Genomic DNA, 24,744 nt, shown 5'->3' with positions numbered 1-24,744 from the left:
GTGTCACAATCCTCTGCAAGTCACGCCGGCCGTTTGCCCGGGCCGCTCAGGGTCGGCCGATGAAATCCATCTTGCCGAGCGGCACGCCCTTGTGACGTAGGATGTCGTAGGCGGTGGTGACGTGGAAGAAGAAATTGGGCAGCGCGAAGCCCAGCACATAGTCCCTGGCGGTGAAGGTCAGGTGCGTGTTCGGCGTCCGGAGCTCGACCTCGGCGTCTTCGCGCCCGTCCATGCTGCCTGCCGGCACCGACTTCAGGAAGTCGACCGTCCTGGCGATCCGCGCCTGCAGATCGTCGAAACTCGTCTCATCGGCCTCCATCGCCGGCGCCTCGACCTGGGCCACCCGCACGGCGACGAACTTCGAGCTGTCGCTGGCACGCTGCACCTGGCTGGTCAGCGGGTGCATGTCGGCAATCAGCCGCGCCTCGAGCAATTCGCCATGCGGCAGGCCCTCGGCATCGGCGAAGGCGCGGCCCTTGTCGAGGATCGCCGACAAATTGCCGAACGAGCGGATGAAAACGGGAATGGTGACGTCGTAGAGCGAAAGCGGCATCGGAATCTCCGGTTGCGACTCGGATCAGCGCGGCGGCGCGACCGACGCGCGCCTGACCAGCATCGACGGCAATTCCGAGGGCTGCGGCGCGGCCGCCTCGCCGCCGACAACGTCGCCGACCAGCTTGCGCGCGGCGGCGCGGGCCATCGACACGATCGGCCAGCGCACGGTGGTGAGCGGCGGCCAGATATGGGCGGCGATCGGCGTGTCGTCGAAGCCGATCACCGACAGCTCCTCCGGCACCGCGATTCCGCGCTCGCGCGCCGCGAAGACGACACCGGCGGCCATCTCGTCATTGCTGGCGAAGATGGCGGTCGGGCGGGGCGAGAGGTCGAACAGGCGGTTGGCGGCGGTGACGCCGGTCTCGAACGTATAGTTGCCACGCGCGATATGGCTGCGCGGCAAGCTGAGCCCGGCGGCGGCGAGTGCGTCCTCGAAGCCCAGCCGCCGCTCTTGCGCCGAGCGGAAGCCGTCCGGTCCCTCGATCAGGCCGATCAGCCGGTGACCCTGGCCGATCAGGAACTCGGTCGCCTCCTTGACCAGCTCGCGGTCGTTCGACGCGACCATATGATCGGCATCGTCCAATTGGGCCGATCCCATCCGGACGTAGCGGCAGCCGACCTCCTCGCAGAGCGCGGCGAGCGCGTCATTCTCGCTGATCGGCGGCAGCAGGACGACGCCGAACAGCCGCTGGCGCTCCAGGAAGGTCCGGACGTCGTCGAGCATCATCGCCGAGGAGCGGTCGACCGGGCGCACCACCATCTCGAAATCGGTGCCGTGTAACGCCTCCAGGATGCCCTGCTGCATGTTGAGCACCATCTGGGCGTTGGGATTGTCGTGGATGAGGCCGATCAGGAAGTTGCGGCGGAGCGCCAGCGCCCGCGCCTGCGGATTGGGGACATAGCCGAGCTCGCGGATCACCTTCTCGACCCGCTCGCGGGTTTCCGCGTTGAGCAAGGGCGAGCGGTTGATGACCCGGCTCACCGTCTTCTTGGAGACGTTGGCGAGGCGCGCGACGTCATTGATCGTCGGCTTGGCCGTCCGTCCCGCTGCCGGCGCCTGCGCGCTTCTGGTCACCCGTGTCGCTCCCACCCGAGCGGCTTAGCCGCGTGCGGCCGTCCGATAAAGAGCGGTGATGCCGCCGCTTGCCCGAACTTCTCCATCGGCGTATTCTGACACCGGTTTCCAAATGTCTCAAGCCGAACTCCAGGACCAGGTCGCGACCGCCCCGGCGGCGCTCAGGCTCCATCCCGACGATGACGTCGCGGTGGCGTTGCGTGCGATAATGGCGGGGGAGGCGGCGGCCGGCGTCACCGTCGCGGAGGCGGTGCCAGCCGGCCACAAGTTCGCGCTCGCACCGATCGCGTCCGGCCAGACGGTGCGCAAATATGGCTGGCCGATCGGACGGGCGTCAGCTGCTATTCCGGCGGGCGGCCATGTCCACAGCCACAATCTCGAAACGCTGCTGAGCGGCGTCGAGGGCTATCATTATGCGCCGGCCGCAGCCGAGCCGCCAGCGCCGCATGCCGCGACCGGCTTCGACGGCTATCGCCGGCCGGACGGACGGGTCGGGACGCGCAACGAGATCTGGATCCTGCCCACGGTCGGATGCGTCGCGCGGACGGCCGAGCGTATCGCGGCGATCACCCATGCCCGCCATGCGCGGACGATCGATGGCGTCCATGCCTTTGCCCATCCGCACGGCTGCTCGCAGCTCGGCGAGGATCTGGACGGCACCCGGGCGATCCTTGCGGCGCTGGCCTGCCATCCCAATGCCGGCGGCGTGCTGCTCGTCGGGCTCGGCTGCGAGTCCAATCAGCTCGACCGGCTGATGGCGGAGATTCCCGAAGGGCTGCGGTCCCGCGTCCGGACGCTCAGGGCGCAGGAGGCCGAGGACGAGGTCGAAGCGGGCCTGGCCGCGGTCGATGCACTGACCGCCCGGGCCGCGATCCACAAGCGGCAGAGCGTGCCGCTGTCCGAGCTGGTCGTCGGCCTCAAATGCGGCGGTTCGGACGGCTTTTCCGGCCTCACCGCCAACCCGCTGGTCGGCCGGATCGCCGACCGGGTGATCGGTGCGGGCGGGTCGGCGATCCTGACCGAGATCCCCGAGATCTTCGGCGCCGAACGGCTGCTGATGGCGCGCGCCCGCGATCGCGGGGTGTTCGACGCGCTGGTGGGCGTGGTGAACGACTTCAAGCGCTACTTTCTCGAGCATGGGCAGCCGGTTTCGGAGAATCCGTCGCCCGGAAATATCGCGGGCGGCATCACGACGCTGGAGGAAAAGTCGCTCGGCGCGGTGCAGAAGGCGGGGCGCGCGCCCGTGGCCGACGTGCTCCGTTACGGCGCGCGGGTGCGGCGCAAGGGGCTGACGCTGCTGGAGGCACCGGGCAATGACGCGGTGTCGTCGACCGCGCTGGCGGCCGCGGGGGCGACCGTCATCCTGTTCACCACCGGACGCGGCACGCCGCTCGGCTTTCCGGTGCCGACGGTCAAGATCGCGACCAACAGCGCCCTGGCCGCGCGCAAGCCGGGCTGGATCGACTTCGATGCCGGCCGGGTGCTCGTCGACGGCTTCGATGCGCCGACGGACGCGCTCACCGCGCGGATCGCCGCCATCGCCTCCGGCACGCCGACGGCGGCGGAGCGCGCCGGCGAGCGCGACATTGCCATCTGGAAACGGGGCGTTACGCTTTAGATCATGGCCGATATCGATACCTTCATGGGCCGCGCGCCTGTCATCCCCGTGCTCGTCATCGACCGCGTCGAGGACGCCCGCCCCATCGCCGAGGCGCTGGTCGCGGGCGGCCTGCCGGTGCTGGAAGTCACCTTGAGGACGCCTGCCGCGCTCGACGCGATCCGGGAGATGAAGAAAGTCGACGGCGCGGTGGTCGGCGCGGGTACCGTGCTCGACCCGGACCAGCTCGATACCGCGCTCGAAGCCGGCGCCGAGTTCGTCGTGAGTCCCGGCCTCACCGACCGGCTCGGACGCGCCGCGGCCGATGCGGGCGTGCCCTTCCTGCCCGGCACCGCGACCACCGGCGATATCATGCGGGCGCTCGACCTCGGCTTCTTCCGCCTCAAATTCTTCCCGGCGACGGCCGCCGGCGGCCTGCCCGTCCTCAAGGCGATGACCGCGGTGTTCGGCCAGGTACGCTTCTGCCCGACGGGCGGGATCACCCTGGCGAGCGCGCCCGAGTGGCTGGCCGAGCCCGCTGTCGCGTGCGTCGGCGGCAGCTGGCTCGTGCCGCGCGGCCAGGCGATTGATCCCGAAGCGATTCGCGCACGCGCCGCAGCTGCCGCCCAACTCCGCAGCCGCTGAATTTCATGTCGCGCGCTTTCTTCCCGTTGCTTATGACACCGGTTTCCTATAGCAAGCCGGGAAACGGGCTCGAGGCGCGGGGAGGATTTTGGTGAACGATCGCAGCGGCATCGCCGGACGGTTTCTGGACGCCCGCCGCGCCGCGATCGGGCTCGATTCCTATCCCGGCCGGTTTCCTGCGACGCTCGACGACGCCTATGCGATCCAGGACGAGGCGATCGCCCGCTGGGGCCGCCCGATCGTCGGCTGGAAGGTCGGCCGCGTCCATCCACCCTTATCCGAGCGCTTCGATACCGATCGGCTCGCCGGGCCGATCTTCGCAGAGGTCGTGGAAGCGGGCCTGCCCGTGGACATGCCGGTCTTCGCCGAGGGCTTCGTTGCCGGCGAGGCCGAGTTCCTGCTCCAGATCGGCAAGGCCCCGCCTCCCGGCAAGACCGGCTTCACGCTCGACGAGGCGGCCGACCTGATCGGCGCCGTCCATATCGGCATCGAGATCGCGAGCTCGCCTTTGGGCGCGATCAACGACCTCGGCCCGATCGCGGTCGTCTCCGACTTCGGCAACAACAACGGCCTGGTCATCGGGCCGGAAATTCCGGACTGGCGGTCGAGCGGCTTCCAGGACTGGGAGATCGAGACCGTGATCGACGGCACGCCCGTCGGCACCGGGCGCGCGTCCGCCTTCCCCGACGGTGCGATCGGCGCGGCGCGCTTTTTGTTCGACCTTCTCGCGCGCCGTGGTATCGCTACCATTCCGGGCCAGTGGATCTCCAGCGGCGCGGTGACCGGCGTCCATGCGGCGCGGCCCGGCCAGCTGGTCGAGGCCCGGTTCGGCGATGGACTGTCGGTGGCTTGCCGGCTGAAGGCGGCGGCGCCGGAATAGGGTTTTGACCGCCGAGGCGAAGACGTCCGGCAAGAGAGGGTGGACATGACGGACGAGGCGCAATCGACGATCCGGCAGGCGGCGGCGAAGGCTGGTTCCTATCGCTGGATGATCGTCGCCCTGCTCTTCGCCGCCACGGTGATCAACTATGTCGATCGCCAGATGATCGGCGTGCTGAAGCCGACCCTGATGGCGGACCTCGGCTGGACCGAGAAGGATTTTGCCGGCGTCATCATCTGGTTCCAGTTCGCCTATGCGATCGGCTACATCGCCTTCGGCAAGATCGTCGATCAGGCGGGCGCCCGCGCCGGCTACGCCATCGCCTTCGTGATCTGGCAGATCGCGCACATCGCGCACGGCGCCGCGTCCACCGTCACCCAGTTCGCGATCGCCCGCTTCGCGCTCGGCATCGGCGAATCGGGTAATTTCCCCGCCGGCATCAAGGCGGTGACCGAATGGTTCCCCGCCAAGGAACGCGCCTTCGCGATCGGCGTGTTCAACGCCGGCGCCAATATCGGCGCGGTCATCACCCCGCTGATCGTGCCGCTGATGGTGATCGCCTGGGGCTGGCGCTCCGCCTTCGTCATCACCGGCGTCGTCAGCTTCGTCTGGCTGATCGCCTGGTGGGCGATGTACCGCCATCCCCGCGCCCACAAGAAGGTCACCCAGAGCGAACTCGCCTGGATCGAGCAGGATCCGGCCGATCCGGTCGTGCCGCTCGGCTATGGCGCCGTCTTCACCCGCAAGGAAACCTGGGCCTATGCGCTCGGCAAGTTCTTCATCGATCCGATCTGGTGGTTCTTCCTGTTCTGGCTGCCCGGCTATCTGTTCGAGCGCTACGATCTCAACCTCCTGACCTTCGGCCTGCCGCTGGCGGCGATCTACCTGATCTCCGACGCCGGCAGCGTCGCGGGCGGCTGGCTCTCCTCGCGACTGATGAACGCCGGGTGGACGGCGAACCGCGCGCGCAAGCTGACCATGTTCATCTGCGCCTGCGCCGTGGTCCCGGTCGTCTTCGCCGAATCCATCTTGAGCGTCTGGGTCGCGGTGCTGGTCATCGGTCTCGCGACCGCCGCCCATCAGGCCTTCTCGGCCAATCTCTATGCGCTGCCGGCCGATCTCTTCCCGCGCGCGGCGGTGGGATCGGTGGTGGGCATCGGCGGCACCGCCGGTGCGGTCGGCGGCATGCTGATGTCCTTCTATGCCGGCGAGGTCCTGCAGCGGCTGGGCACCTACTGGCCGTTGTTCGCGGTGGCGGCGGGCGCCTATTTCATTGCCTTACTGCTCGTCCACCTGCTGTCGCCGCGGCTCGAGCGGGTGCAGGTCGGAGGCTGACCCGGCTGGCGCGCGGCCGCGCGCCGCACTAGGCTGCGCCGCGAGCGGAGGCGCCGATGCACGACGTGGCCATCACGCACGACGTCTATTTTCATATCCGGATCCTGATCGGGCTGGTCGTCGGCCTCAGCCTCACCCGTGTCCTTTCGGGCGTCAGCAAGCTGGTCCAGCATCCCGGGCGCGAGCGGCTCTATGCCCCGCACCTGGTCTGGGTCGCGGTCATTCTCATCTCCGCGATCCACTTCTGGTGGTGGGAGTTCGAGCTCAGCCGGATTTCCCCGTTCCGCTTCCAGCTTTTCCTCTTCGTCCTGTTCTACGCCTTCCTCTTCTACCTGCTCGCCAGCCTGCTCTTCCCCGACGATATGAGCGACTACGAAGGCTATGAGGACTATTTCCTCTCCCGGCGGCGGTGGTTCTTCGGGTTGTTCGCGGCGACCTTCGCGGTCGACCTGATGGACACCCTGATCAAGGGCCGAACCCGGCTGGGCGAGCTCGGGCTGGAATATGAGATCAAGATCGTCGTCTGCATCGGCCTGTGCCTGGTGGCGGTCCTGACCCGCAACCGCCGCTTCCACCTGCTCTTTCCCGCCATCTATCTCGTCTATTATCTGAGCTGGATCCTGCGCGTGTTCGACATTCTCGGCTGAAGACACGGCCGAAAATGTGCCTTCCCTTCGTTTCTGTGATGTTATAATATCATATCAGCGAACGAGGAGGCGACTTTTGGCCGTCACGCTCCAGTCCAAGCGCGAAAAGCCCAGGCTTCGTCTTTACGCTCCCCGCGAGGACTACAGCCCGATCGCCGCGATCAACACGACGCCGCTGATCGACATGATGCTGGTGCTGCTGATCATGTTCATCATGGCCATCCCCTTGAGCACCCACAAGGTGCCGCTCGATCTGCCTCCGCCGGTCCCCGGCCCTGTCGATACGCGCCCGGTCCACCGTCTCGACATCGACCTCGGCGGCCGCGCCATCTGGAACGGTCGGCCCGTCACCGATGACGAGTTGCGCCAGCGCCTCACAGCGGCGGCCGCCGACCCGGCCGGTCCCGCGCTCCACTTCAACCCGCACAGCGAGGCGCGCTACGAGCGGGTCGACCAGATTCTGGCCGACGTCCGCCGCGCCGGCATCGACCGGCTTGGCCTTGTCGACAGCGAGAGATACGCAACCGCCATCGATCGCTGAGGCAGCAAGCTGGCGCGTTTCGGTTTGATGGGATTGTATAGTATAACGTAACGATATGGTGTAACGTTACTGAGCCGACTTTTGGGGTCGGTGAGGAGAGGAGAAAACCCATGTCAGAGGCAGGTTTCTTCGAACAGAGACGGGCGAGCCCCAGCGGCTTCGCTCTGGTGGTGGCAATGCATGCGGCAGCGCTCGGCGCGGTGCTGCTGATCAAGGGGCCGGTGATCATCCCGCCGGCCTTCCCTCCGATGGATGTCTATAATGTCCCGCCCGAGCGGACGCCCGATCCCGCCCCGCCGCCGCGGCCTGAAGTGGAAACCCAAACCCCGATCCGGACGATAGATCCGATCGTCCGGACTCCCGACGGGGCGCGGGACCAGATTGCGATCGTGTCGGGGACCGGTCCGGTCCAGCCGCTCGGCGGCACTGGCACCGGCTTCGTCGAACAGGTTCAGCCACCGCCTCCGCTCACCCCGGTCCGCCGCGACGCCGAGATCGACCAGCGCTACGCGGCCGCGTTCCAGCCGCCCTATCCGACATCCGAGCAGCGCGCCCAACGCGAGGGAACGGTGCGGGTTCGCGTGACGATCGGCGCCGATGGCCGCGTCCGCGCCGTCGAACGCCTGTCGGCGACCAGCGACGCCTTCTGGGCGGTCGCCGAGCGTCAGGCGCTGCGTCACTGGCGCTTCCGTCCGGCGACGGTCGACGGCCGTCCGATCGAGAGCACCAAGGTCATGACCCTGCATTTCCGGCTGGCCGACGTCTGAGTCCCCCTTGGGGCCTGCACCCATAACCGGCAACGGTCGTGACGGAGTGGATTTTGGTGCAGGGCAAGGAGTGAGGAGGGAGCGATGCTGGGCGCATCGTGACCGACGAGCGACGCCGCCCTGCGCCAAAAGCCGCCCGCCGCTTCGCGGTCGTCTGGAGAGGCCTGCTGGCGGCGTCGCTTGCTTGCGCGTAGCGGTCAGCTACGCGACTGCGCTGCGCTCCTTGCCAGCGGACCTCTCCAGACGATCACGACCATTGCCGGTTATGGGTACAGGCCCCTATGCCGGCCGGGGCTGGCGGCAGGGGCGCCGCGCGACTATCTTGGCGCGATGCCCCTGCCCCGTCCCGCTTCCCCGAAAGTCCTGTGGGCCGACATGCGCGAATTCTGGCGCACGCGGCCGCGCCACCAGTGGCTCGCGGCCACGCTCGCCATCCTGATCCCGGTCGGGATCATCCTTGCCTTCTATTTCGACGCGCAGACCAACATCGTGCCGCCCGAGCAGGTCATCTACGTCAACGACTGGCCGGCGGCCCGCAGCGATGCGGAGATCCAGGCCAAGCAGCGCCAGGACCAGGCGCGACGCGAGGCGCTCGAGCGCGAGCGGCGCGAGCAGTTCCAGCGGATCGACGAGGGCCTGAACAGGCTGGGCATTTGAGCGACGCCGTCCGGATGACCGAAGCGATCACGCTCGGCGAGCGCGCCCGCGGCACCACCGCCCCAAATCCCCATGTCGGCTGCGTGATCGTCCGCGACGGCGCGGTGATCGGGCGTGGTGCAACGCAGTCGGGCGGGCGGCCGCACGCGGAAGCCGTCGCGCTCGAGGAAGCCGGCAATGTGGAGGGTGCCACCGTCTATGTGACGCTGGAGCCCTGCGCGCATGAGAGCGCGCGCGGACCGGCCTGTGCGGACCTGCTCGTCGCTGCCGGGCCGGCGCGGGTGGTGGTCGCGCTTGAAGACCCTGATCCACGCACCAACGGGTCCGGCATCGCCTGTCTGCGCGCAGCCGGAATCACGGTCGACGTCGGCGAAGGCGCCGAGGCGGCGGCGCGCAGCCTGGCCGGATTCCTGAGCCGCATCCGGCGCGGCCGGCCCCTTGTGACGCTGAAGCTCGCGATGTCGATCGACGGCAAGATCGCGCTCCCCTCCGGCGAGAGCAAGTGGATCACCGGCGAGGATGCCCGCGCCCATGTCCATCTCGAGCGCGCCCGCGCCGACATGATCCTGGTGGGCCGCGGCACCTACGAGGCGGACAGGCCGCGGCTCGACGTGCGCCTGCCCGGCCTCGAGGACCGCTCGCCCCGGCGCGCGCTGCTGACCCGCGGCGAGACGGTCGAAGGCTGGGCCCGCATCGGCGCACCCGAGGAGGTCGCCGGCCTTCATGACGTCAACGACCTGCTCGTCGAGGGCGGCTCGGCGACCGCCACCGCCTTCCTCGCCGCCGACCTGGTGGACCGCATGTTGATCTACCGCGCGCCGATCCTGATTGGCGAGGGCAGGTCATCGGTCGGCTATATCGGCCTCAATGCTATCGCCGATGCACACCGACGCTGGCGCCTCGCCGACACGCGCGCGCTTGGCATGGACCGGCTCGAAGTCTACGAGCGCGTCCGGGAAGAGAGCTGAATGTTCACCGGAATCATCACCGACGTCGGCACAATCGAGACCGTTGAGGACCGCGGCGACCTGCGCGTCCGGGTCGCCAACGGCTACGATATGGCGACGGTGGACCTTGGCGCCTCGATCGCCTGCTCGGGCGTCTGTCTCACCGTGGTCGACAAGGGGCCGGGCTGGTTCGCGGTAGATGTCTCCGGCGAGACGCTGAGCCGCACCGCGCCGGGAATGTGGGCCGGGGGCACGCGGCTGAATCTGGAGCGCGCGCTGAAGGTCGGTGACGAGCTCGGCGGCCATATCGTCACCGGCCATGTCGACGGGCTCGGCACCGTCACCACGAGCGCACCCGACCAGGGCTCGATCCGCTTCGCGATCGCGGTGCCGGCGAAGCTCGCGCCCTACCTCTCCGAGAAAGGCTCGATCGCGATCAACGGCATCTCGCTCACCGTCAACGAAGTCGCGGACGGGCCGGAGGGCACCAGCTTCGGCGTCAACATCATCCCGCACACCGCAGCCCACACCGCCCTGTTCGCGGCAGGGGACCAGGTGAACCTCGAGATCGACATCCTCGCCCGCTATCTCGGCCGCATGCTCGACGTCCGCAACAGCAAGATGTGATTTCTGCAATAGCGGATCACATTGTGATGTGATACTGGCGCGGCATGAGCACGCTTCTGATCGACCGCCTGTCCGAAATCGTTGCCGCCGGGGAGATGAGCCGGGCCGGCCTTGCCCGCGCCGCCGGCCTCCACCCCAATTCGTTGCGCAAGCTCGGCGATTCCGACTGGAATCCCACAGCCGACACGCTGCTCAAGCTCGAGAAGTTCCTCGCCGGCGGACGGCGCGACGTAATGGCCTCGGCCGAGCAGATCCTCGACGAGGCGCGCAACGGGCGGATGTTCATCCTGGTCGACGACGAGGACCGGGAGAATGAGGGCGATCTCGTCATCCCCGCCCAGATGGCGACGCCGGACGCGATCAACTTCATGGCCCGCCACGGCCGCGGCCTGATCTGCCTGTCGCTCACCCGGGAACGGGTCGACCAGCTCGGCCTGCCGCTGATGAGCCGCACCAACGGCACCCGCCACGAGACCGCGTTCACCGTCTCGATCGAGGCGCGGGATGGGGTGACGACCGGCATCTCCGCCGCCGACCGCGCCCGCACCGTCGCGGTCGCGATCGATGCCGGCAAGGGGCCGGAGCATATCGTGACTCCGGGCCACGTCTTCCCGCTGGTCGCCCGCGATGGCGGGGTGCTGGTCCGTGCCGGCCATACCGAGGCGGCAGTCGATGTCGCTCGCCTCGCCGGCCTCAACCCCTCCGGCGTGATCTGCGAGATCATGCGCGAGGACGGGTCGATGGCGCGGATGGACGACCTCGTCGAGTTCGCCGCGATGCACGGCCTCAGGATCGGCACGATCCGCGACCTCATCGCCTATCGCCTCAAGAAGGACCGGCTGGTCGAGCTTACTGCCGAGTCGCGTTTCGAAAGCCGCTGGGGCGGGACGTGGACCGCCAAGACCTTCCTCAACAAGGCGGCGGGCACCGAGCAGATCGCGCTGGTCAAGGGGCATGTCGATCCGGACCAGCCGACCCTGGTCCGGATGCACGCGCTCGACCTCTTCGCCGACACCTTCGCCGAGGCGACCGGCCGCGGCGGCCTGCTCGAAGGCGCGATGAAGGCGATCGCCGAAAACGGTGCGGGTGTCATCGTCGTCATCAACCGGCCGATGCAGGGGGCGCTCGCCCGGGCGCTGAAGGTCCGCGCCGGTGAGGCGGACGGGCGTGACGGCGAGCAGCTGCGCGACTATGGCGTCGGCGCGCAGATCCTCGCCGAGCTCGGAGTCCACGACATGATCCTGCTGACCAACAGCCACCACACGCCGGTCGCGCTCGGCGGCTACGGCCTCGCCATCGTCGGCGAGCGCGGAATCGAGGGCTGCGCCTGATGGCCCGGATCCTGATCGTCGAGGCGCGGTTCTACGCCCATCTCAATGACCTGCTCCTCGAAGGCGCCCGCGCCGCAATCGAGGCGGCAGGTCACGTGCATGACACCATCACCGTGCCGGGCGCGCTGGAAATCCCCGGCGCGATCGCGCTGGCGGTGGAGAGCGGGCACTACGACGCCTTCGTCGCACTCGGCGTGGTGATCCGCGGCGAGACCTATCATTTCGAGATCGTCGCCGGCGAGAGCGCCCGGGCGCTGATGGCGCTCAGCCTCGACGGCCTGTCGATCGGCAACGGCATCCTCACCGTCGAGAACGAGGCGCAGGCCCTTGCTCGCGCCAGGCCGACGGAAAAGGACAAGGGTGGCGAGGCGGCCAAAGCGGCGCTCGCGATGCTCGCGCTGAAGGAGCGCTTCGCGGCATGACCCTGCCGGTCCTCTTCACCGAGCGGCTGGTTCTGCGGCCGCTCAACGGGGAGGATTTCGAGCCCTGGGCCGCCTTCCAGGCGGATGCCGAGATGATGCGCTTCCTCGGCGGCGTCCAGAGCCGCGCCGAATCCTGGCGGAGCCTGTGCACCATGGCCGGCGCCTGGAGCGTGCGGGGATATTCGATGTTCGCGCTGATCGAGCGCGGCACCGGACGCTGGGTCGGCCGGGTCGGGCCGTGGCAGCCGGAGGGCTGGCCGGGGACCGAGGTCGGTTGGGGCGTGGCGCGCGAATTTGCCGGCCAGGGCTATGCCTATGAGGCGGCGGTCGCCGCGATGGACTATGCGGTCGACATGCTCGGCTGGACCGACATCATCCACACCATCGATCCGGACAATCTGGCATCGATCCGCCTCGCCCAGCGCCTCGGCGCGGCCAATCGCGGCCCGACTCGCCTGCCGCCGCCCTATGAGGACCTGCCGGTCGATGCCTGGGGCCAGACCGCGGCCCAATGGAAGGCGCGCATCCGCCCCTGACCGCCGGTCACAAACTGTCCTTATCAAGCCGCGAGCGGCTTTTATCTGTCTGCCGCCTTGCCATCGGGCTGCCGTCGCCGATAGGCGGACAACGCGATGGAGAAGAGCCACGCCCGCTATGCGTTCGCCGCGCTGATCGGCGCCAATCTCAGTCTGACTGCGGGCCCGTGGATGGTGCGCCTCTCCGACGTCGGGCCGGTCGCCGCCGGATTCTGGCGGCTGGCGCTGGCGATTCCGTTTCTTGCCCTCCTCGCCGTCCGCCAGCGCCGGGGAAAACCCTTTCCTGGCTGGGTACTGATCGGGTCGATCGCGCTCGGCGGCCTGTTCTTCGCCGCGGATCTCGCCGCCTGGCACGAGGGCATCCTGCGCACCAAGCTCGCCAATGCCACCCTGTTCGGCAATTTCGCCAGCTTCCTGTTCGCGCTCTACGGCTTTCTCATGCTGCGCGCCCTGCCGCGGCCGATGCAGGCGGTCGCCCTGCTCCTCGCCATGGCGGGCACCGCGCTGCTGCTCGGACGCAGCTACGAGCTCTCGCCCGGTCATTTCGTCGGAGATCTACTCTGCCTGCTCGCGGCTCTCTTCTACGCCCTCTACCTCATCGTCGTCGATCGCGCCCGCAAGACGATGGCGCCCTGGCCGGTGCTGGCGATCGCCACCACGGCCGGTGCGCTGCCGATCCTCCTCTTTGCGCTCGCGATGGGCGAGCAGGTGATGCCGACCGACTGGACGCCGCTGATCCCTCTTTCCATCGGCAGCCAGGTCGTCGGGCAAGGCCTGCTCGTCTATGCGATGGGCCATTTGCCGCCGCTCGTCATTGGCGTGGGCCTGCTCACCCAGCCCGTCGCGGCCGCCGCGCTCGGCTGGGCGGTCTATGACGAACGCCTCGGGCTCGCCGACGGACTCGGCGCATTGCTCGTCTGTGCGGCACTGGTCCTCATCCGGTTGCCGGACCGGAGGGTTGCAACCAGCGGCGCCGAAGCCCATTGAGCGGGCATGATCCCGCCCGCCGACATGACTCTCGACGAGCTCAGGATGGCGCTGGCGCCGCTGTTGCCGCGCCACGCCGCGTTCGACAGCTGGTCGCCGCAGGCGCTTGCCATGGCAGCCGGGGAGCTCGGCGTTCCCGCCGATCGCGCCGCGCTCTGCTTTCCCGGCGGCCAGACCGACATGATCGATGCCTGGTTCGATTCGATCGACCGCGCGATGCTCGAAGCCTTTCCGGCGGAGCGCATCGAAACGATGAAGATCCGCGCGCGTATCCGCGAACTGGTCCTGTTCCGCCTCACAGTCGCGCATCCCCACCGCGAGGCGCTGCGCCGCGCGCTCGCCATCCTCGCCATGCCGCAGCATGTTGCCCGCGCCGCCCGTCTCGCCTGGCGAAGCGCCGACCGGATCTGGCGCCTTGCCGGCGACACCGCGACCGACTTCAACCATTATTCCAAGCGGGCCATCCTGACCGGCGTCTACGGCTCGACCACCTTCGTGTTTCTCGACGACGACAGCGACGATCTGGCGGAAACCCGGGCCTTCCTCGACCGGCGGATCGACGACGTCATGCGCTTCGAGAAATTCAAGGCGCGCTGGAAGGGCCAGGGCCACCTTCGACCCTCGCTCAGCCGGTTCCTCGGCCGCCTGCGCTACCCTGCCGTCTGATTCTGCGGACGCTTAGAAAGACTTAACCCACCTGCCTTAACGGCATCGGCAGGAAGGTGGGAAACGAATGTCCGGGCTGGTTGCAAGCGATCCATTGCCGCGCTGGTCGTTGACGCGCTGGCTGATCGACCCCGGCCAGGACGTTCCCGACGCAATCCGCATCTCCCTGTTCAACGCACTCTACGGCACGCTCCCGATCTTCCTGGGCGGCGTCTTCAACACTGTGCTCGTCTCCACCGCGATCGCGATGCGCCATCCGACGCCGCTGTTCATCGGCTGGGCGATCGGGGAGCTGTTGCTGGCGATCATTCGCCTCCCCGTCGTCATCCTGGGGCTCAGGGCGATTCGCGAAGGCCGGCGCGGACCGAGCGACCTCTACATCCTGCTCGCCCTCCTGTGGGCGTTCAGCGTCGGCTTCGGCAGCTTCATCTGCCTGCTGAGCGGCGACTGGGTGATTGCAACCCTCGCCTGCCTCTCCGCCGCGGCGATGGTCGGCGGCATCTGCCTGCGCAATTATGCCGCGCCGCGGCTCAGCGCGGCGATGATCGCACTCAGCCTTGGCCCTTGCGTCCTTGGCGGCATCCTGTCGGGCGAGACGGTGCTGCTGGTGACCTTCCTCCAGATCCCCGCCTATCTCGGCGCGATGACCGCGGCGACCTTCCGCATGAACCGGATGCTGATCGAGCGGATGGAGGCCGAGATCGACAAGGACCGGCGCGCCCGCCACGACGAGCTGACCGGCCTGCTCAACCGCACCGGCCTCGCCGCGGAATTCGACCGGCGCGCAGTGGCCGGAGATGCGGAGGATCTCGCCTTCCTGTTCCTCGATCTCGACGGCTTCAAGGGCGTCAACGACACGCTCGGCCACAGCGCGGGCGACCGGCTGCTGGTCGAGGTCGCCGAGCGCTTGCGCGCTGCCGCGCGAAGCGGCGACATCGTGGTGCGCCTCGGCGGCGACGAGTTCCTGCTCGTCACCCGTTCCGGCGACCCGGCCGGCATGCGCAGCTATGGCGAAACCCTGATTCGGGCGCTGTCCCTGCCCTATCTGATCGATGGCAGCGGCGTGGACATCGGGGTCAGCATCGGCGTCGCGCTCAGCCGCGAGCATGGCTGTGCCTTCGCCGACCTGATCGAGGCCGCCGACGGTGCGCTCTATAAGGCCAAGGCGCAGGGCCGGAACCGCTGCGTCGTCGCGCAGACCACGCCGCGCCTCGCGGCCAGCCGCCGCCACGTCGCCGCCTAGGGTCCGTACAGCTTATTGATAATCAGTCGCAAATGATCCATGAGGCGCCCATGCGCCTCAGCCTCGACGAGCTTCCCTATCGCACGCCGGCCACGGTGACCGAGATCCTCTGGGACTCGCTGTCCGAGAGCGATGCGAAGAAGCTGCGAAACTTCGGTTTCGACGAAGGCGTGGCGATCGAGGCGCTCCATGGCGCGCCGTTCGGCCGCGATCCGATCGCGGTCAGGATCGGCCGCATGCAGATCGCGCTCAGGCGCGCGCAGGCACGGGCGATCGCCGTGACGCCGGGAAGCGCGGCGCAGGCATGACGACGATCCCGCTGATCGCGCTGGTCGGCAATCCCAATGCCGGCAAGAGCGCCTTGTTCAACGCGCTGACCGGCGCCCGCCAGAAGGTCGGCAATTATCCGGGCGTCACCGTCGAGCGCCATGCCGGCCGGATGTCGCTGCCGGACGGGCGGCCGATCGAACTGGTCGACCTGCCCGGCACCTACGGGCTCGAGCCGACGAGTCCCGACGAGCAGGTCACCCGCGACGTGCTGTTCGGCACCCAGGAGGGCGAGCGCTTTCCCGATGCGATGATCGTCGTGGTCGATGCGACCAATCTCGACAATCACCTGCGCTTCGTCCTGCAGCTGCGCGAGCTCGGCCGGCCGATGGTGGTCGCGCTCAACATGGTCGACATGGCGACGCGCGACGGCCTCACCATCGACGAGGCCGTGCTGTCGCGCGAGCTCGGCGTGCCGGTCGTGCCGACGGTCGCGGTCCGCAAGCGTGGCCTCGATGCGCTCAAGGACGTGCTGGCCGATCTCTCCACCGCGGCCGCAACACCCGACACGTCGGTCGATCGCGACATCCGCCATTATCAGCGCGAGGCGCGGCGGATCGCCGCGGCCGCGACCGTCGAGCAGCCGCAGGGGCGCGCCTTCACCCGCGCAATCGACCGGATCGTGCTGCATCCGGTCGCCGGGCCGATCATCCTGTTCGCCCTGCTCTTCATCATGTTCCAGGCGGTCTTCGCCTGGTCGGAGACCCCGATCGGCTGGATCGAGGGCGCCCAGGCCTGGCTCGCCGAGCGGGCGGTGGCGACCTTGCCCGAGAGCTTCCTGCGCGACCTGCTGGTCGAGGGCATCATCGCCGGCGTCGGCTCGGTCGTCGTCTTCCTGCCGCAGATCCTGATCCTGTTCTTCTTCATTCTGCTCCTGGAGGCGTCGGGCTACATGGTCCGCGCCGCATTCCTGATGGACCGGATGATGTCCGGCGTCGGCCTGTCCGGCCGCTCCTTCATCCCGCTCCTCTCCTCCTTCGCCTGCGCGATTCCCGGCATCATGGCGACCCGCTCGGTCGAGGACCCGCGCGAGCGCCTCACCACCATCCTGATCGCGCCGCTGATGACCTGCTCGGCGCGCCTGCCCGTCTATGCGGTGATCATCGGCGCCTTCATCCCGGCGCGCGACGTCGGCGGCGGCGTCGGCCTGCAGGGGCTGGTCCTCCTCGGCCTCTACGTCACCGGCATCCTCGGCGCGATGCTGGTCGCGCTGGTGCTGAGGCGCAGCGTCGCGAAGGGCGGCAAGGCCGGCTTCACCATCGAGATGCCGCGCTACCAGCTGCCGCTGCCGCGCGATCTCGTCATCGGCCTGTGGCAGCGCGCCTATGTGTTCCTGCGCCGCGCTGGCACGATCATCATGGGCGTCACCGTCGCGCTCTGGCTGCTCGCCTCGTTCCCGCAGGCGCCGGAGGGCGTGAAGCAGAGCGAATATTCGGTCGCCGGCCGGATCGCCTCGGGGCTTGAGGTCGTGCTGGCGCCGATCGGCTTCAATCACGAAATGTCGCTGGCCGTGATCCCGGCCATGGCCGCGCGCGAGGTCGCCGTCTCGGCCCTGCAGACCGTTTACGCGATCGACGCCGGCGATGACGAGGAGGCCGGCGCCGCCGCGCTCGGCCAGCAGCTCTCCTCCCGCTGGTCGCTCCCCACCGCGCTCGCCTTTCTCATGTGGTTCGTCTTCGCGCCGCAATGCTTATCCACAATTGCCGTCGTCCGGCGCGAGACGAACGGGTGGAAGTGGCCGCTCTTCATGCTAGGCTACCTGTTCGCACTGGCATATCTGGCGGCAGGGGCGACCTTCTGGATCGCGACCGCCATCGGTCTTTAGGAGATGAGCCCATGGCGGGCGTGAACAAGGTGATACTGGTCGGCAATCTCGGCGACGATCCCGAGGTCAGGAGCCTCAACAGCGGCGGCGAGGTGGTGAACCTGCGCGTCGCCACGTCCGAGACCTGGAAGGACCGCGACGGCAACCGCCAGGAGCGGACCGAATGGCACCGGGTCGTGATCTTCAACGAGAATCTCGGCCGGGTCGCCAAGTCCTATCTCAAGAAAGGCTCGAAGGTGTATCTCGAAGGCCAGCTCCAGACCCGCAAGTGGCAGGACAATTCGGGCCAAGACAAATATTCGACCGAAGTGGTGCTGCAGCGCTTCCGCGGCGAGCTCGTCCTGCTCGACAGCCGCGGCGGCGGTGGAGGCGGCGGCTATGGCGACGATTCCGGCGGCGCGAGCAGCTTCAGCGACCGCGGCAGCGACTTCGGCGCCGCGCCGCGCCAGCAGTCCCGGCCCGCGCCGGCATTCGACTCCGATCTGGACGACGACGTCCCGTTCTGATGCGCCGTAGCGCGTCATCCGGCGAAAGCCGGGATCTCGGTGGTTCTGTAAGGAAGGGAGATTCCAGCTTGCCCTGGAATGACGATCACTCTTTGCCGGTGAGCTTGTCCCTCAACCCCGTCAACGCGCCGAACGGGCCGGCTTCCTCCTCGCTCTTCACCCCGGCGGCCTTCAGCGCCGCTTCGGCGTCCGGCGCGCGCGGATAGGGATCGAGGGCGAGCGCCAGCGTCTCGGCCACCGCTTCGCCGAGATCGATCGACCCGCCAGTGTAGAAGACGACGTCAAGGTCGTCGTGGCCCAATTCCACCTCCTCGTCGGGCGGGCTGTCCGCGGGCTGCGGGTGGAAGGCGATCTCGAAGGCCTCGTCGATCTCGGCGGGAACCGGCGCGCCACTGGCGACGCAGCTTTGCGTCACCGCCGCGCGCAGCTTGCCCCTGGCCGTCACCACATCGCCCCGCCGCGCCAGCGCTGCATCTGCGGCGAGCCGATCGATCGCGATCAGCGCGAAACGCTTGGCCAGCGCCGCGCGCTCGTCGGCATCGGCCGCGATCGTCATCGTGCGCGGAGTCTCGCCGATCGTGTCGAGCGCCACCGGGCGGCTGAACTCGGGCGCGGTCATGGCGCCGGCAGGCGGCCCGCCACCAGATCTTCGGTCGAGATCGCCTTGAGTGCGCCTGCAAATCCCTCGAGCCGGCCGCTCACCAGCGCGACCGCCTCCTCGGACGGCGGCGCCTCATGGAAGATGTTGCGACGCGCGGCCTCCGCATAGCCCCCGCCGCCTTCGTCGGCGTCACGGAAGGCGCCCAGCCGGCCGCCGAGCGCGCCCATCATCCGGCCGACATGCTTGCTGACCACATAGTCGCCGATGCCGATCTGCCGCAGCGTCCCATCCATGTCGTCGACGAAGATCTCGGTGAGCAGCACGGCCGGCTGTCGGCCGGCCTCGCCATCGGCCTCGAGCCGGAGCAGCACCAACGCGGTGATCGCCGCGACCATGTCGAAGCGGCCGTCGAGTGTGTCGGGCACCTGACCCTCCACATACCAGAAGGGATCGCGCCCTGCGGCGACGATCGCACGGTAGAGCGGATCGAGCGCCGCGCGCTCCTTGCGTTCGCCGAAAATGCGCTCGAGAAGGGACAAGGCGTTTTTTCCGTGATGGCCGGGCGACTTGCGCCGGTTAGGCGATGTTCATATTGGTGGGCCTAGTCAAGTCCGCTGCCTCAACGTCGGACATCGCATCGGACGATCAGGAGTTCCACCGCACATGCCTTTCCGCCCCGGATCCCGCGCCCTTCTGGCGATCGCCCTTGGCGGCGTTCTGGTCGCCGGCTGCTCGCCGTTCCGCGAGCATCAGGGCTATCTGGTCGATACGGCGCTGGTCGAGTCGATCCAGCCCGGTGTCGACAACCGCGAGTCGGTCCAGGGCACGCTCGGCCGGCCGACCTTCACCGGCCAGTTCGACCAGCAGCAGCGTGACTGGTATTATGTGTCGCGCGACACCGCCGCGCTCGCCTTCCGCATGCCGCGCCCGACTGCACAGACCGTGCTCCACGTGCGCTTTAACGAGGCCGGGAATGTCGAGAGCGTGAACCGGACGGGCCTGGAGCTCGTCGCGCGGATCCGGCCCGATTCCGACAAGACTCCCACGCTCGGCCGCCATCGCAGCCTGTTCGAGGAGCTGTTCGGCAATATCGGTGCCGTCGGGCAGGGCGGCCAGCGCGGCCAGACTGCCGACAACCCGCAATAAGGGCCGCAATAGTCCGGGCGGGCTGGATTCCGCCGGGCCGATTGCTTACGCCAAGGGAATGAGCAGTCCGGCCCGAGCCTGGCGCGACGCCTATCGCCATCCCACGCCCTGGGATGCGGACTTTCCGCTGCAATCGATGGTCGATCTGTTCGAACAAACGGCTGCGCGGTCGGGCGAAGCCCCGCTCATCGACTTCCTCGGCCGCCACTACAGCTATGCCGAAACGCTGAATGGCGCGCAGCGCGTCGCCACTGGCCTTGGCGCACTGGGATACGGCCCGGGCGATCGGATCGGGCTCTTCCTCCCCAACGTTCCCCATTATCTGGCGGCCTATTACGGCATCCTGAGGCTCGGTGCGACGGTGGTGAACTTCTCGCCGCTCTACACGGCCCAGGAGCTGGCCGATCAGGTCGCCGATTCGGGGACGCGGGCGCTGTTCACGCTGTCGGCGACCGCGCTGCTGCCGACCGCCCTCAGGGTGCTCGACGGCAGTGCGCTCGAGCGGCTGATCGTCGGGTCGGTGGCGGGGGCGCTGCCGGCGGCCAAATCCCTCTTCTACCGGCTGTTCCGCGGCCGCGAGGTGGCCCAGCGGCCGGACGATCCGCGCATCATGGCCTTTTCCGCGCTGATCGCAAATGACGGGGCGGCGCCCGCGGCCGCGATCCGGCCCGAAACGGATATCGCCCTCATCCAATATACCGGCGGCACCACCGGCACGCCGAAGGGCGCGATGCTGACCCACGCGAACCTGTCCGCGAATGCCCGCCAGGTCGTGGGCCTCGATCCGCATCCCGGGACGCCCGACCGGATCCTCGGCGTGCTGCCGCTGTTTCACGTCTTCGCCAATACCTGCGTGCTCAACCGCACCGTCGTGAACGGCGGATGCATCGTCATGCTGCCGCGGTTCGACGCCGGCCAGGTGCTGGCGGCGATCACCCGCACCAAGGCGACCGCGATGCCGGGCGTGCCGACCATGTACCAGGCGCTGCTCGACCATCCCAATCTCGCGGCGACCGACTTCTCCTCGCTCCGCGTCTGCGTCTCGGGCGGTGCGCCGCTTGCGGCCGAGCTCCAGCAGAAGTTCGAGGCGGCGACCGGAGCGAAGCTGATCGAAGGCTACGGCCTGTCGGAAAGCTCCGGCGTCATCGCGTCGAATCCCTATGAGGCGGAGGGCAAGGCCGGCACGATCGGCCAGCCCATTCCCGGAACCCAGGTCCGCCTGGTCGACAAGTCGGACCCCACACGCGATCCCCCGGAGGGCGAGCCGGGAGAGATCGTCGCGTTCGGGCCGCAGATCATGAAGGGCTATTGGAACCGCCCGGATGCCGACGAGGAGGTGTTCGTAACCGATTCCCAAGGGCGGCGCTGGCTGCGGACCGGCGACGTTGGCGCGATCGACGCCGACGGCTTCATCCGCATCGTCGATCGCCTCAAGGATATGATCGCGGTTTCGGGCTTCAAGGTCTTCCCGAGCCAGATCGAGAAGCTCCTCTATCGCCATCCTGCGGTTAAGGAGGCCTTGGTGATCGGCATGCCCGACGCCTATCGCGGCGAGCAGCCGCGGGCCTATGTGACGCTCAACGAGGATGCCGAGGCGGACGGGGCGGCCCTGATGGCCTGGCTCAACCCGCAGCTCGGTCACCACGAGCGCGTCGACGCGGTGGTCGTGCGCGAAAGCCTGCCCAAGACGATGATCGGCAAGCTGAGCCGCAAGGACCTCGTCGCCGAAGTCAGGGCCGAAGCAGCCGGTAGCTGAGCCCTACTGGGCCACCCGTCCGGCCGCGAGCACGGCCAGCGTCACGAGGTCCGAGGCGGTCGCCGTCATCGGCGCGATCTGGACCTGGTGCTGCATGCCGACCAGCATCGGCCCGATCACCGCATCGCCCCCCAGCTCCTTCAGTAGCTTGGCCGAGATGTTCGCGGTCTGGAGGCCCGGCATGATCAGCACATTGGCGGGGCCGGTCAGGCGGCTGAACGGATAGACCTTGTGCATCGCCGGGTTGAGCGCGACGTCGGGCGGCATCTCGCCCTCATATTCGAAGTCGATGTCGTCGCGCTTGTCGAGGAGCTTCACGGCATCGCGGATACGGTCGAGGAAGCTGCCCTCCGGATTGCCGAAGATCGAATAGGAGAGGAAGGCGACGCGGGGCTCGTGGCCCATGCGGCGTGCGACCTCGGCGGTCCGGATCGCGATCTCGGCCAGTTGCTCCGGCGCCGGCCGTTCGGTGACGGTGGTGTCGGCGATGAACACGGTATGCGCCTGGCCGACCATGACGTGGATGCCGAACGGAGTCACGCCCGGCAGCGGATCGAGCACGCGGCGGATCTGGCGCAAGCTCTGCGCGTAGGTGCGGGTGACGCCGGTGATCATCACGTCGGCTTCGCCGGCGGCGAGCAGCAGGGCGGCGAAGATGTTGCGGTCCTGATTGACCACCCGCTCGACCTCGCGCTGGAGATAGCCGCGCCGCTGGAGGCGCTGGTAGAGGTAATCGGCGAGCTCGGGCACGCGCGGATAGTGGCGGCTGTTGAACACCGGGAAGCTCTCCGGGTCCTCGACGCCGAGCGCGCGGAGGCGATCATGGACGTCGTCGCGGCCGACCAGTATCGGGATGCCGTAGCCGCCGTCGCGGAAGGCGATCGCGGCGCGCAGCACGACATCCTCCTCGCCCTCGGCGAAAAGGACGCGGCGCGGATTGGCGCGCGCCGATTCATAGGCGAGGCTGAGCACCGAGGTGGTCGGATTGAGCCGGGCGCGCAGCTTCGTGCGATACTCGGCCATGTCGGCGATCGGCCGCTGGGCGACGCCGGTGTCGATCGCCGCCTGCGCGACGGCGGCCGGCACGACCTCCATCAGCCGCGGGTCGAACGGCGCCGGGATGATATAGTCGGCGCCGAAGCTGTGCACCTTGCCATAGGCGGCCGCGACCTCCTCCGGCACCGCCTCGCGCGCGAGATCGGCGAGCGCCTGGGCGGCGGCGATCTTCATCTCCTCGTTGATCGCGGTCGCGCGCACGTCGAGCGCGCCGCGGAAGATGAAGGGGAAGCCGAGCACGTTGTTGACCTGGTTGGGATAGTCCGACCGGCCGGTCGCGACGATTGCGTCGGGGCGGACCGCCTTGGCCTCGGGCGGGGTGATCTCCGGGTCGGGATTGGCCATGGCGAAGATGATCGGCTGGGGCGCCATGTCCTTCACCATCTCGGGCTTCAGCGCGCCGGCGGCGGAGAGGCCGAGAAACACGTCGGCGCCCTTCATCGCCTCGGCCAGCGTACGCGCGCCGGTCTTGACCGCGTGCGCCGACTTCCACTGGTCCATGCCCTCGGTGCGGCCCTCGTAGATGACGCCGGTCCGGTCGCACATGGTGACATGGTCGTTGCGCACGCCCATCGCCTTGACGAGGGCGGTGCAGGCGATCGCGGCGGCGCCGGCGCCGTTCACCACCACCTTCACGTCCTTGAGTTCGCGCCCGGTCAGGTAGCAGGCGTTGATCAGGCCGGCAGCGCTGATGATCGCGGTGCCGTGCTGGTCGTCGTGCATGACCGGGATATTCATCCGCTCGCGCAGGGTCTGCTCGATGATGAAGCATTCCGGCGCCTTGATGTCCTCGAGGTTGATGCCGCCGAAGCTCGGCTCGAGCAGCTCGACCGCGTCGATGAAGCGATCGACGTCCTCGGTCTTCAGTTCGAGGTCGATCGAGTCGACGTCGGCGAAGCGTTTGAACAGGACCGCCTTGCCCTCCATCACTGGCTTGGAGGCGAGCGCGCCGAGATTGCCGAGGCCGAGGATCGCGGTGCCGTTGGAGATGACCGCGACGAGATTGCCCTTGGCGGTATAGTCGTAGGCCTTGCTCGGGTCCTCGGCGATGGCGCGCACCGGCACGGCGACGCCGGGCGAGTAGGCGAGGCTGAGGTCGCGCTGCGTCGCCATCGGCTTGGAGGCGATGATCTCGATCTTGCCCGGCCGGCCGCTGGCGTGGAACTCCAGCGCCTCGGCTTCGGAAAATTTGACGTTGCTGCCCTCGCTCATCCCGCGCTCCCTGTCTCCCTCACGCTGTAGGCGGGGTTTCAGGGCAACCGCAAGGCGTCAGAAGAAGTCGACGCCGGGTCGCAGCACGATCTGGAAGACGGCGAGCACGGCGAGCAACGCGCCGACCGGCCAGATGACGGGCAGGAGCGGTCCGCCGGGTGCGGGTCCCGGCCGCGGCCGCCCGATCGCGCCGAGCTGGACGAAGATCGCACCGGTGACGTTCATGATCACCGGAACCAGCGCAACCTGGAGGGGATCGCCGGGCACGCGGAAGGGGAGGATCAGCAGGATCGCGACGAGCGCCGGCAGGGTCGCCAGGCGGAAGGCGCCCGATCCCGGTTTCGCCTCGGGAGCAAAGCCGAGATAGAGCGGCACCAGCGCACGGCCGATCAGGATCATCGCGATTACCGCAGCCGCGGCAGCAAAGAGCTTTGCGGTCTCGCTCATGCCCAGATAGGTCATCGCCCGGCCGACGTCGTTCATCGGCACGAACGCGCCGAGCACGACCTGCGGCAGCGACTGATAGAGGCCGCTGAACGCGATCCAGATGAGCAGCAGCCTGAGCGCCGCCGATCCGCCGCCGTGCCGGCGGAGCAGGAGTAGCAGGGCGAGACCGGTCGCGAGGATCGCCGACGCGCCCGTCCCTTGCAGCAGCTCGGCGAGTGGGTTGCTTCCCGCCCAGTCATGATTGTTGTGGAACAGGGTCGGCCTGAGGCCCGGCGTCAGCGCCTTGGGCCAGACGAGGAACAGCTCCTGGAGGAAGAAGACCAGGTTGAAGGCGAGGGTGGCGAGGAGGGTGGAGTGCAGGGTGAGCGCAGGCCAGCGCGTTTGGGGTCCGGTCATTGCTCCATCTGTGC

At 68.4% G+C, this 24,744-nt stretch carries 27 protein-coding genes; 21 read left to right on the top strand and 6 right to left on the bottom strand.

Features of this window, described 5'->3' with window-relative positions:
- Positions 1 to 46 precede the first annotated feature (46 nt).
- Both RCO27_RS12115 and RCO27_RS12110 read right to left on the bottom strand, forming a co-directional pair.
- Positions 47 to 553 (bottom strand): DUF1993 domain-containing protein, encoded by a 507-nt coding sequence (locus RCO27_RS12115; protein WP_309002928.1) that lies wholly within the window; start codon positions 551 to 553, stop codon positions 47 to 49.
- Positions 554 to 577: 24 nt separating this feature from the next.
- A complete protein-coding gene (locus RCO27_RS12110) occupies positions 578 to 1,630 on the bottom strand; it encodes a LacI family DNA-binding transcriptional regulator (protein WP_309002927.1) in 1,053 nt (350 codons plus the stop codon).
- Between the two features lie 112 nt (positions 1,631 to 1,742).
- Between RCO27_RS12110 and RCO27_RS12105 the strand changes: the two genes are divergently transcribed.
- The 19 genes from RCO27_RS12105 (at position 1,743) to ssb (ending at position 18,116) form a co-directional block, all read left to right on the top strand.
- Positions 1,743 to 3,248 (top strand): altronate dehydratase family protein, encoded by a 1,506-nt coding sequence (locus RCO27_RS12105; protein ID WP_309002926.1) that lies wholly within the window; start codon positions 1,743 to 1,745, stop codon positions 3,246 to 3,248.
- A 3-nt stretch (positions 3,249 to 3,251) separates the two neighbouring features.
- Positions 3,252 to 3,872 carry a bifunctional 4-hydroxy-2-oxoglutarate aldolase/2-dehydro-3-deoxy-phosphogluconate aldolase gene (eda, locus tag RCO27_RS12100; RefSeq protein ID WP_309002925.1) on the top strand — a complete coding sequence of 207 codons (621 nt, stop codon included), beginning with the start codon at positions 3,252 to 3,254 and terminating at the stop codon, positions 3,870 to 3,872.
- Between the two features lie 91 nt (positions 3,873 to 3,963).
- Entirely contained in the window at positions 3,964 to 4,752 is a 789-nt protein-coding gene (locus RCO27_RS12095) for a 2-keto-4-pentenoate hydratase (RefSeq protein WP_309002924.1), read from the top strand.
- A gap of 45 nt (positions 4,753 to 4,797) precedes the next feature.
- On the top strand, positions 4,798 to 6,087 hold the full coding sequence (locus tag RCO27_RS12090; protein ID WP_309003208.1) for an MFS transporter: 1,290 nt from the start codon (positions 4,798 to 4,800) through the stop codon (positions 6,085 to 6,087).
- 56 nt (positions 6,088 to 6,143) lie between these two features.
- Entirely contained in the window at positions 6,144 to 6,734 is a 591-nt protein-coding gene (locus tag RCO27_RS12085; RefSeq protein WP_309002923.1) for a hypothetical protein, read from the top strand.
- A gap of 76 nt (positions 6,735 to 6,810) precedes the next feature.
- Positions 6,811 to 7,275 carry a biopolymer transporter ExbD gene (locus RCO27_RS12080; RefSeq protein ID WP_309002922.1) on the top strand — a complete coding sequence of 155 codons (465 nt, stop codon included), beginning with the start codon at positions 6,811 to 6,813 and terminating at the stop codon, positions 7,273 to 7,275.
- 110 nt (positions 7,276 to 7,385) lie between these two features.
- Positions 7,386 to 8,042: a TonB family protein gene (locus tag RCO27_RS12075; protein WP_309002921.1), complete on the top strand. Its 657-nt coding sequence runs from the start codon at positions 7,386 to 7,388 to the stop codon at positions 8,040 to 8,042.
- 330 nt (positions 8,043 to 8,372) lie between these two features.
- Positions 8,373 to 8,699, top strand: coding sequence for a hypothetical protein (locus tag RCO27_RS12070; RefSeq protein WP_309002920.1), 327 nt, complete (start codon positions 8,373 to 8,375; stop codon positions 8,697 to 8,699).
- A 14-nt stretch (positions 8,700 to 8,713) separates the two neighbouring features.
- Entirely contained in the window at positions 8,714 to 9,667 is a 954-nt protein-coding gene (ribD, locus tag RCO27_RS12065; protein ID WP_309002919.1) for a bifunctional diaminohydroxyphosphoribosylaminopyrimidine deaminase/5-amino-6-(5-phosphoribosylamino)uracil reductase RibD, read from the top strand.
- Positions 9,668 to 10,273 carry a riboflavin synthase gene (locus RCO27_RS12060; protein WP_309002918.1) on the top strand — a complete coding sequence of 202 codons (606 nt, stop codon included), beginning with the start codon at positions 9,668 to 9,670 and terminating at the stop codon, positions 10,271 to 10,273.
- A gap of 44 nt (positions 10,274 to 10,317) precedes the next feature.
- A complete protein-coding gene (ribB, locus tag RCO27_RS12055; protein ID WP_309002917.1) occupies positions 10,318 to 11,604 on the top strand; it encodes a 3,4-dihydroxy-2-butanone-4-phosphate synthase in 1,287 nt (428 codons plus the stop codon).
- The gene (ribH, locus tag RCO27_RS12050; RefSeq protein WP_309002916.1) at positions 11,604 to 12,026 is read left to right on the top strand and encodes a 6,7-dimethyl-8-ribityllumazine synthase; all 423 of its coding nucleotides are present in this window, start codon (positions 11,604 to 11,606) and stop codon (positions 12,024 to 12,026) included. The genes ribB and ribH overlap by 1 nt, the downstream gene beginning before the upstream one ends.
- Positions 12,023 to 12,562 carry a GNAT family N-acetyltransferase gene (locus RCO27_RS12045; protein ID WP_309002915.1) on the top strand — a complete coding sequence of 180 codons (540 nt, stop codon included), beginning with the start codon at positions 12,023 to 12,025 and terminating at the stop codon, positions 12,560 to 12,562. Before ribH ends, RCO27_RS12045 begins: the two co-directional genes overlap by 4 nt.
- A 96-nt stretch (positions 12,563 to 12,658) precedes the next feature.
- Positions 12,659 to 13,549 carry a DMT family transporter gene (locus RCO27_RS12040; RefSeq protein WP_309002914.1) on the top strand — a complete coding sequence of 297 codons (891 nt, stop codon included), beginning with the start codon at positions 12,659 to 12,661 and terminating at the stop codon, positions 13,547 to 13,549.
- A gap of 6 nt (positions 13,550 to 13,555) precedes the next feature.
- Entirely contained in the window at positions 13,556 to 14,215 is a 660-nt protein-coding gene (locus tag RCO27_RS12035; RefSeq protein WP_309002913.1) for a COQ9 family protein, read from the top strand.
- A 67-nt stretch (positions 14,216 to 14,282) separates the two neighbouring features.
- A complete protein-coding gene (locus RCO27_RS12030; RefSeq protein WP_309002912.1) occupies positions 14,283 to 15,458 on the top strand; it encodes a diguanylate cyclase domain-containing protein in 1,176 nt (391 codons plus the stop codon).
- 50 nt (positions 15,459 to 15,508) lie between these two features.
- Positions 15,509 to 15,766, top strand: a complete 258-nt coding sequence (locus RCO27_RS12025; protein ID WP_309002911.1) for a FeoA family protein — start codon at positions 15,509 to 15,511, stop codon at positions 15,764 to 15,766.
- A complete protein-coding gene (locus RCO27_RS12020; protein WP_309002910.1) occupies positions 15,763 to 17,610 on the top strand; it encodes a ferrous iron transporter B in 1,848 nt (615 codons plus the stop codon). Before RCO27_RS12025 ends, RCO27_RS12020 begins: the two co-directional genes overlap by 4 nt.
- Before the next feature lie 11 nt (positions 17,611 to 17,621).
- The gene (gene ssb / locus RCO27_RS12015; RefSeq protein ID WP_309002909.1) at positions 17,622 to 18,116 is read left to right on the top strand and encodes a single-stranded DNA-binding protein; all 495 of its coding nucleotides are present in this window, start codon (positions 17,622 to 17,624) and stop codon (positions 18,114 to 18,116) included.
- An 85-nt stretch (positions 18,117 to 18,201) separates the two neighbouring features.
- On the opposite strand, the gene RCO27_RS12010 is transcribed toward ssb, so the two are convergent.
- Both RCO27_RS12010 and RCO27_RS12005 read right to left on the bottom strand, forming a co-directional pair.
- Complete coding sequence (locus RCO27_RS12010) at positions 18,202 to 18,735, bottom strand: DUF177 domain-containing protein (protein ID WP_309002908.1); 534 nt, start codon at positions 18,733 to 18,735, stop codon at positions 18,202 to 18,204.
- Positions 18,732 to 19,256 carry a ubiquinol-cytochrome C chaperone family protein gene (locus RCO27_RS12005; RefSeq protein WP_309002907.1) on the bottom strand — a complete coding sequence of 175 codons (525 nt, stop codon included), beginning with the start codon at positions 19,254 to 19,256 and terminating at the stop codon, positions 18,732 to 18,734. The genes RCO27_RS12010 and RCO27_RS12005 overlap by 4 nt, the downstream gene beginning before the upstream one ends.
- Before the next feature lie 124 nt (positions 19,257 to 19,380).
- On the opposite strand from RCO27_RS12005, the gene RCO27_RS12000 reads away from it, so the two are divergent.
- Positions 19,381 to 19,863 (top strand): outer membrane protein assembly factor BamE, encoded by a 483-nt coding sequence (locus RCO27_RS12000; protein WP_309002906.1) that lies wholly within the window; start codon positions 19,381 to 19,383, stop codon positions 19,861 to 19,863.
- 58 nt (positions 19,864 to 19,921) lie between these two features.
- Positions 19,922 to 21,619, top strand: coding sequence for a long-chain fatty acid--CoA ligase (locus tag RCO27_RS11995; protein WP_309002905.1), 1,698 nt, complete (start codon positions 19,922 to 19,924; stop codon positions 21,617 to 21,619).
- A 3-nt stretch (positions 21,620 to 21,622) separates the two neighbouring features.
- On the opposite strand, the gene RCO27_RS11990 is transcribed toward RCO27_RS11995, so the two are convergent.
- Together RCO27_RS11990 and RCO27_RS11985 are read right to left on the bottom strand one after the other, a co-directional pair.
- The gene (locus tag RCO27_RS11990) at positions 21,623 to 23,887 is read right to left on the bottom strand and encodes an NADP-dependent malic enzyme (protein ID WP_309002904.1); all 2,265 of its coding nucleotides are present in this window, start codon (positions 23,885 to 23,887) and stop codon (positions 21,623 to 21,625) included.
- A 57-nt stretch (positions 23,888 to 23,944) separates the two neighbouring features.
- A complete protein-coding gene (locus RCO27_RS11985) occupies positions 23,945 to 24,730 on the bottom strand; it encodes a hypothetical protein (protein WP_309002903.1) in 786 nt (261 codons plus the stop codon).
- Positions 24,731 to 24,744: the final 14 nt, after the last annotated feature.

Source organism: Sphingosinicella sp. LHD-64, from assembly GCF_031157375.1.
In the GTDB taxonomy this organism is placed as follows: Bacteria; Pseudomonadota; Alphaproteobacteria; order Sphingomonadales; family Sphingomonadaceae; genus Allosphingosinicella.
Note: the sequence above shows the minus strand (reverse complement) of the source record. Positions and strands in the feature narration are given on the sequence as shown.

Coding starts and splice junctions, on each gene's coding strand:
- RCO27_RS12115 (WP_309002928.1), bottom strand. CDS start 553: ATGCCGCTTTCGCTCTACGACGTCACCATTCCCGTTTTCATCCGCTCG.
- RCO27_RS12105 (WP_309002926.1), top strand. CDS start 1,743: ATGTCTCAAGCCGAACTCCAGGACCAGGTCGCGACCGCCCCGGCGGCG.
- eda (WP_309002925.1), top strand. CDS start 3,252: ATGGCCGATATCGATACCTTCATGGGCCGCGCGCCTGTCATCCCCGTG.
- RCO27_RS12090 (WP_309003208.1), top strand. CDS start 4,798: ATGACGGACGAGGCGCAATCGACGATCCGGCAGGCGGCGGCGAAGGCT.
- RCO27_RS12085 (WP_309002923.1), top strand. CDS start 6,144: ATGCACGACGTGGCCATCACGCACGACGTCTATTTTCATATCCGGATC.
- RCO27_RS12075 (WP_309002921.1), top strand. CDS start 7,386: ATGTCAGAGGCAGGTTTCTTCGAACAGAGACGGGCGAGCCCCAGCGGC.
- RCO27_RS12070 (WP_309002920.1), top strand. CDS start 8,373: ATGCCCCTGCCCCGTCCCGCTTCCCCGAAAGTCCTGTGGGCCGACATG.
- ribD (WP_309002919.1), top strand. CDS start 8,714: ATGACCGAAGCGATCACGCTCGGCGAGCGCGCCCGCGGCACCACCGCC.
- RCO27_RS12060 (WP_309002918.1), top strand. CDS start 9,668: ATGTTCACCGGAATCATCACCGACGTCGGCACAATCGAGACCGTTGAG.
- ribB (WP_309002917.1), top strand. CDS start 10,318: ATGAGCACGCTTCTGATCGACCGCCTGTCCGAAATCGTTGCCGCCGGG.
- ribH (WP_309002916.1), top strand. CDS start 11,604: ATGGCCCGGATCCTGATCGTCGAGGCGCGGTTCTACGCCCATCTCAAT.
- RCO27_RS12045 (WP_309002915.1), top strand. CDS start 12,023: ATGACCCTGCCGGTCCTCTTCACCGAGCGGCTGGTTCTGCGGCCGCTC.
- RCO27_RS12040 (WP_309002914.1), top strand. CDS start 12,659: ATGGAGAAGAGCCACGCCCGCTATGCGTTCGCCGCGCTGATCGGCGCC.
- RCO27_RS12035 (WP_309002913.1), top strand. CDS start 13,556: ATGATCCCGCCCGCCGACATGACTCTCGACGAGCTCAGGATGGCGCTG.
- RCO27_RS12030 (WP_309002912.1), top strand. CDS start 14,283: ATGTCCGGGCTGGTTGCAAGCGATCCATTGCCGCGCTGGTCGTTGACG.
- RCO27_RS12025 (WP_309002911.1), top strand. CDS start 15,509: ATGCGCCTCAGCCTCGACGAGCTTCCCTATCGCACGCCGGCCACGGTG.
- RCO27_RS12020 (WP_309002910.1), top strand. CDS start 15,763: ATGACGACGATCCCGCTGATCGCGCTGGTCGGCAATCCCAATGCCGGC.
- ssb (WP_309002909.1), top strand. CDS start 17,622: ATGGCGGGCGTGAACAAGGTGATACTGGTCGGCAATCTCGGCGACGAT.
- RCO27_RS12010 (WP_309002908.1), bottom strand. CDS start 18,735: ATGACCGCGCCCGAGTTCAGCCGCCCGGTGGCGCTCGACACGATCGGC.
- RCO27_RS12000 (WP_309002906.1), top strand. CDS start 19,381: ATGCCTTTCCGCCCCGGATCCCGCGCCCTTCTGGCGATCGCCCTTGGC.
- RCO27_RS11995 (WP_309002905.1), top strand. CDS start 19,922: ATGAGCAGTCCGGCCCGAGCCTGGCGCGACGCCTATCGCCATCCCACG.
- RCO27_RS11990 (WP_309002904.1), bottom strand. CDS start 23,887: ATGAGCGAGGGCAGCAACGTCAAATTTTCCGAAGCCGAGGCGCTGGAG.
- RCO27_RS11985 (WP_309002903.1), bottom strand. CDS start 24,730: ATGACCGGACCCCAAACGCGCTGGCCTGCGCTCACCCTGCACTCCACC.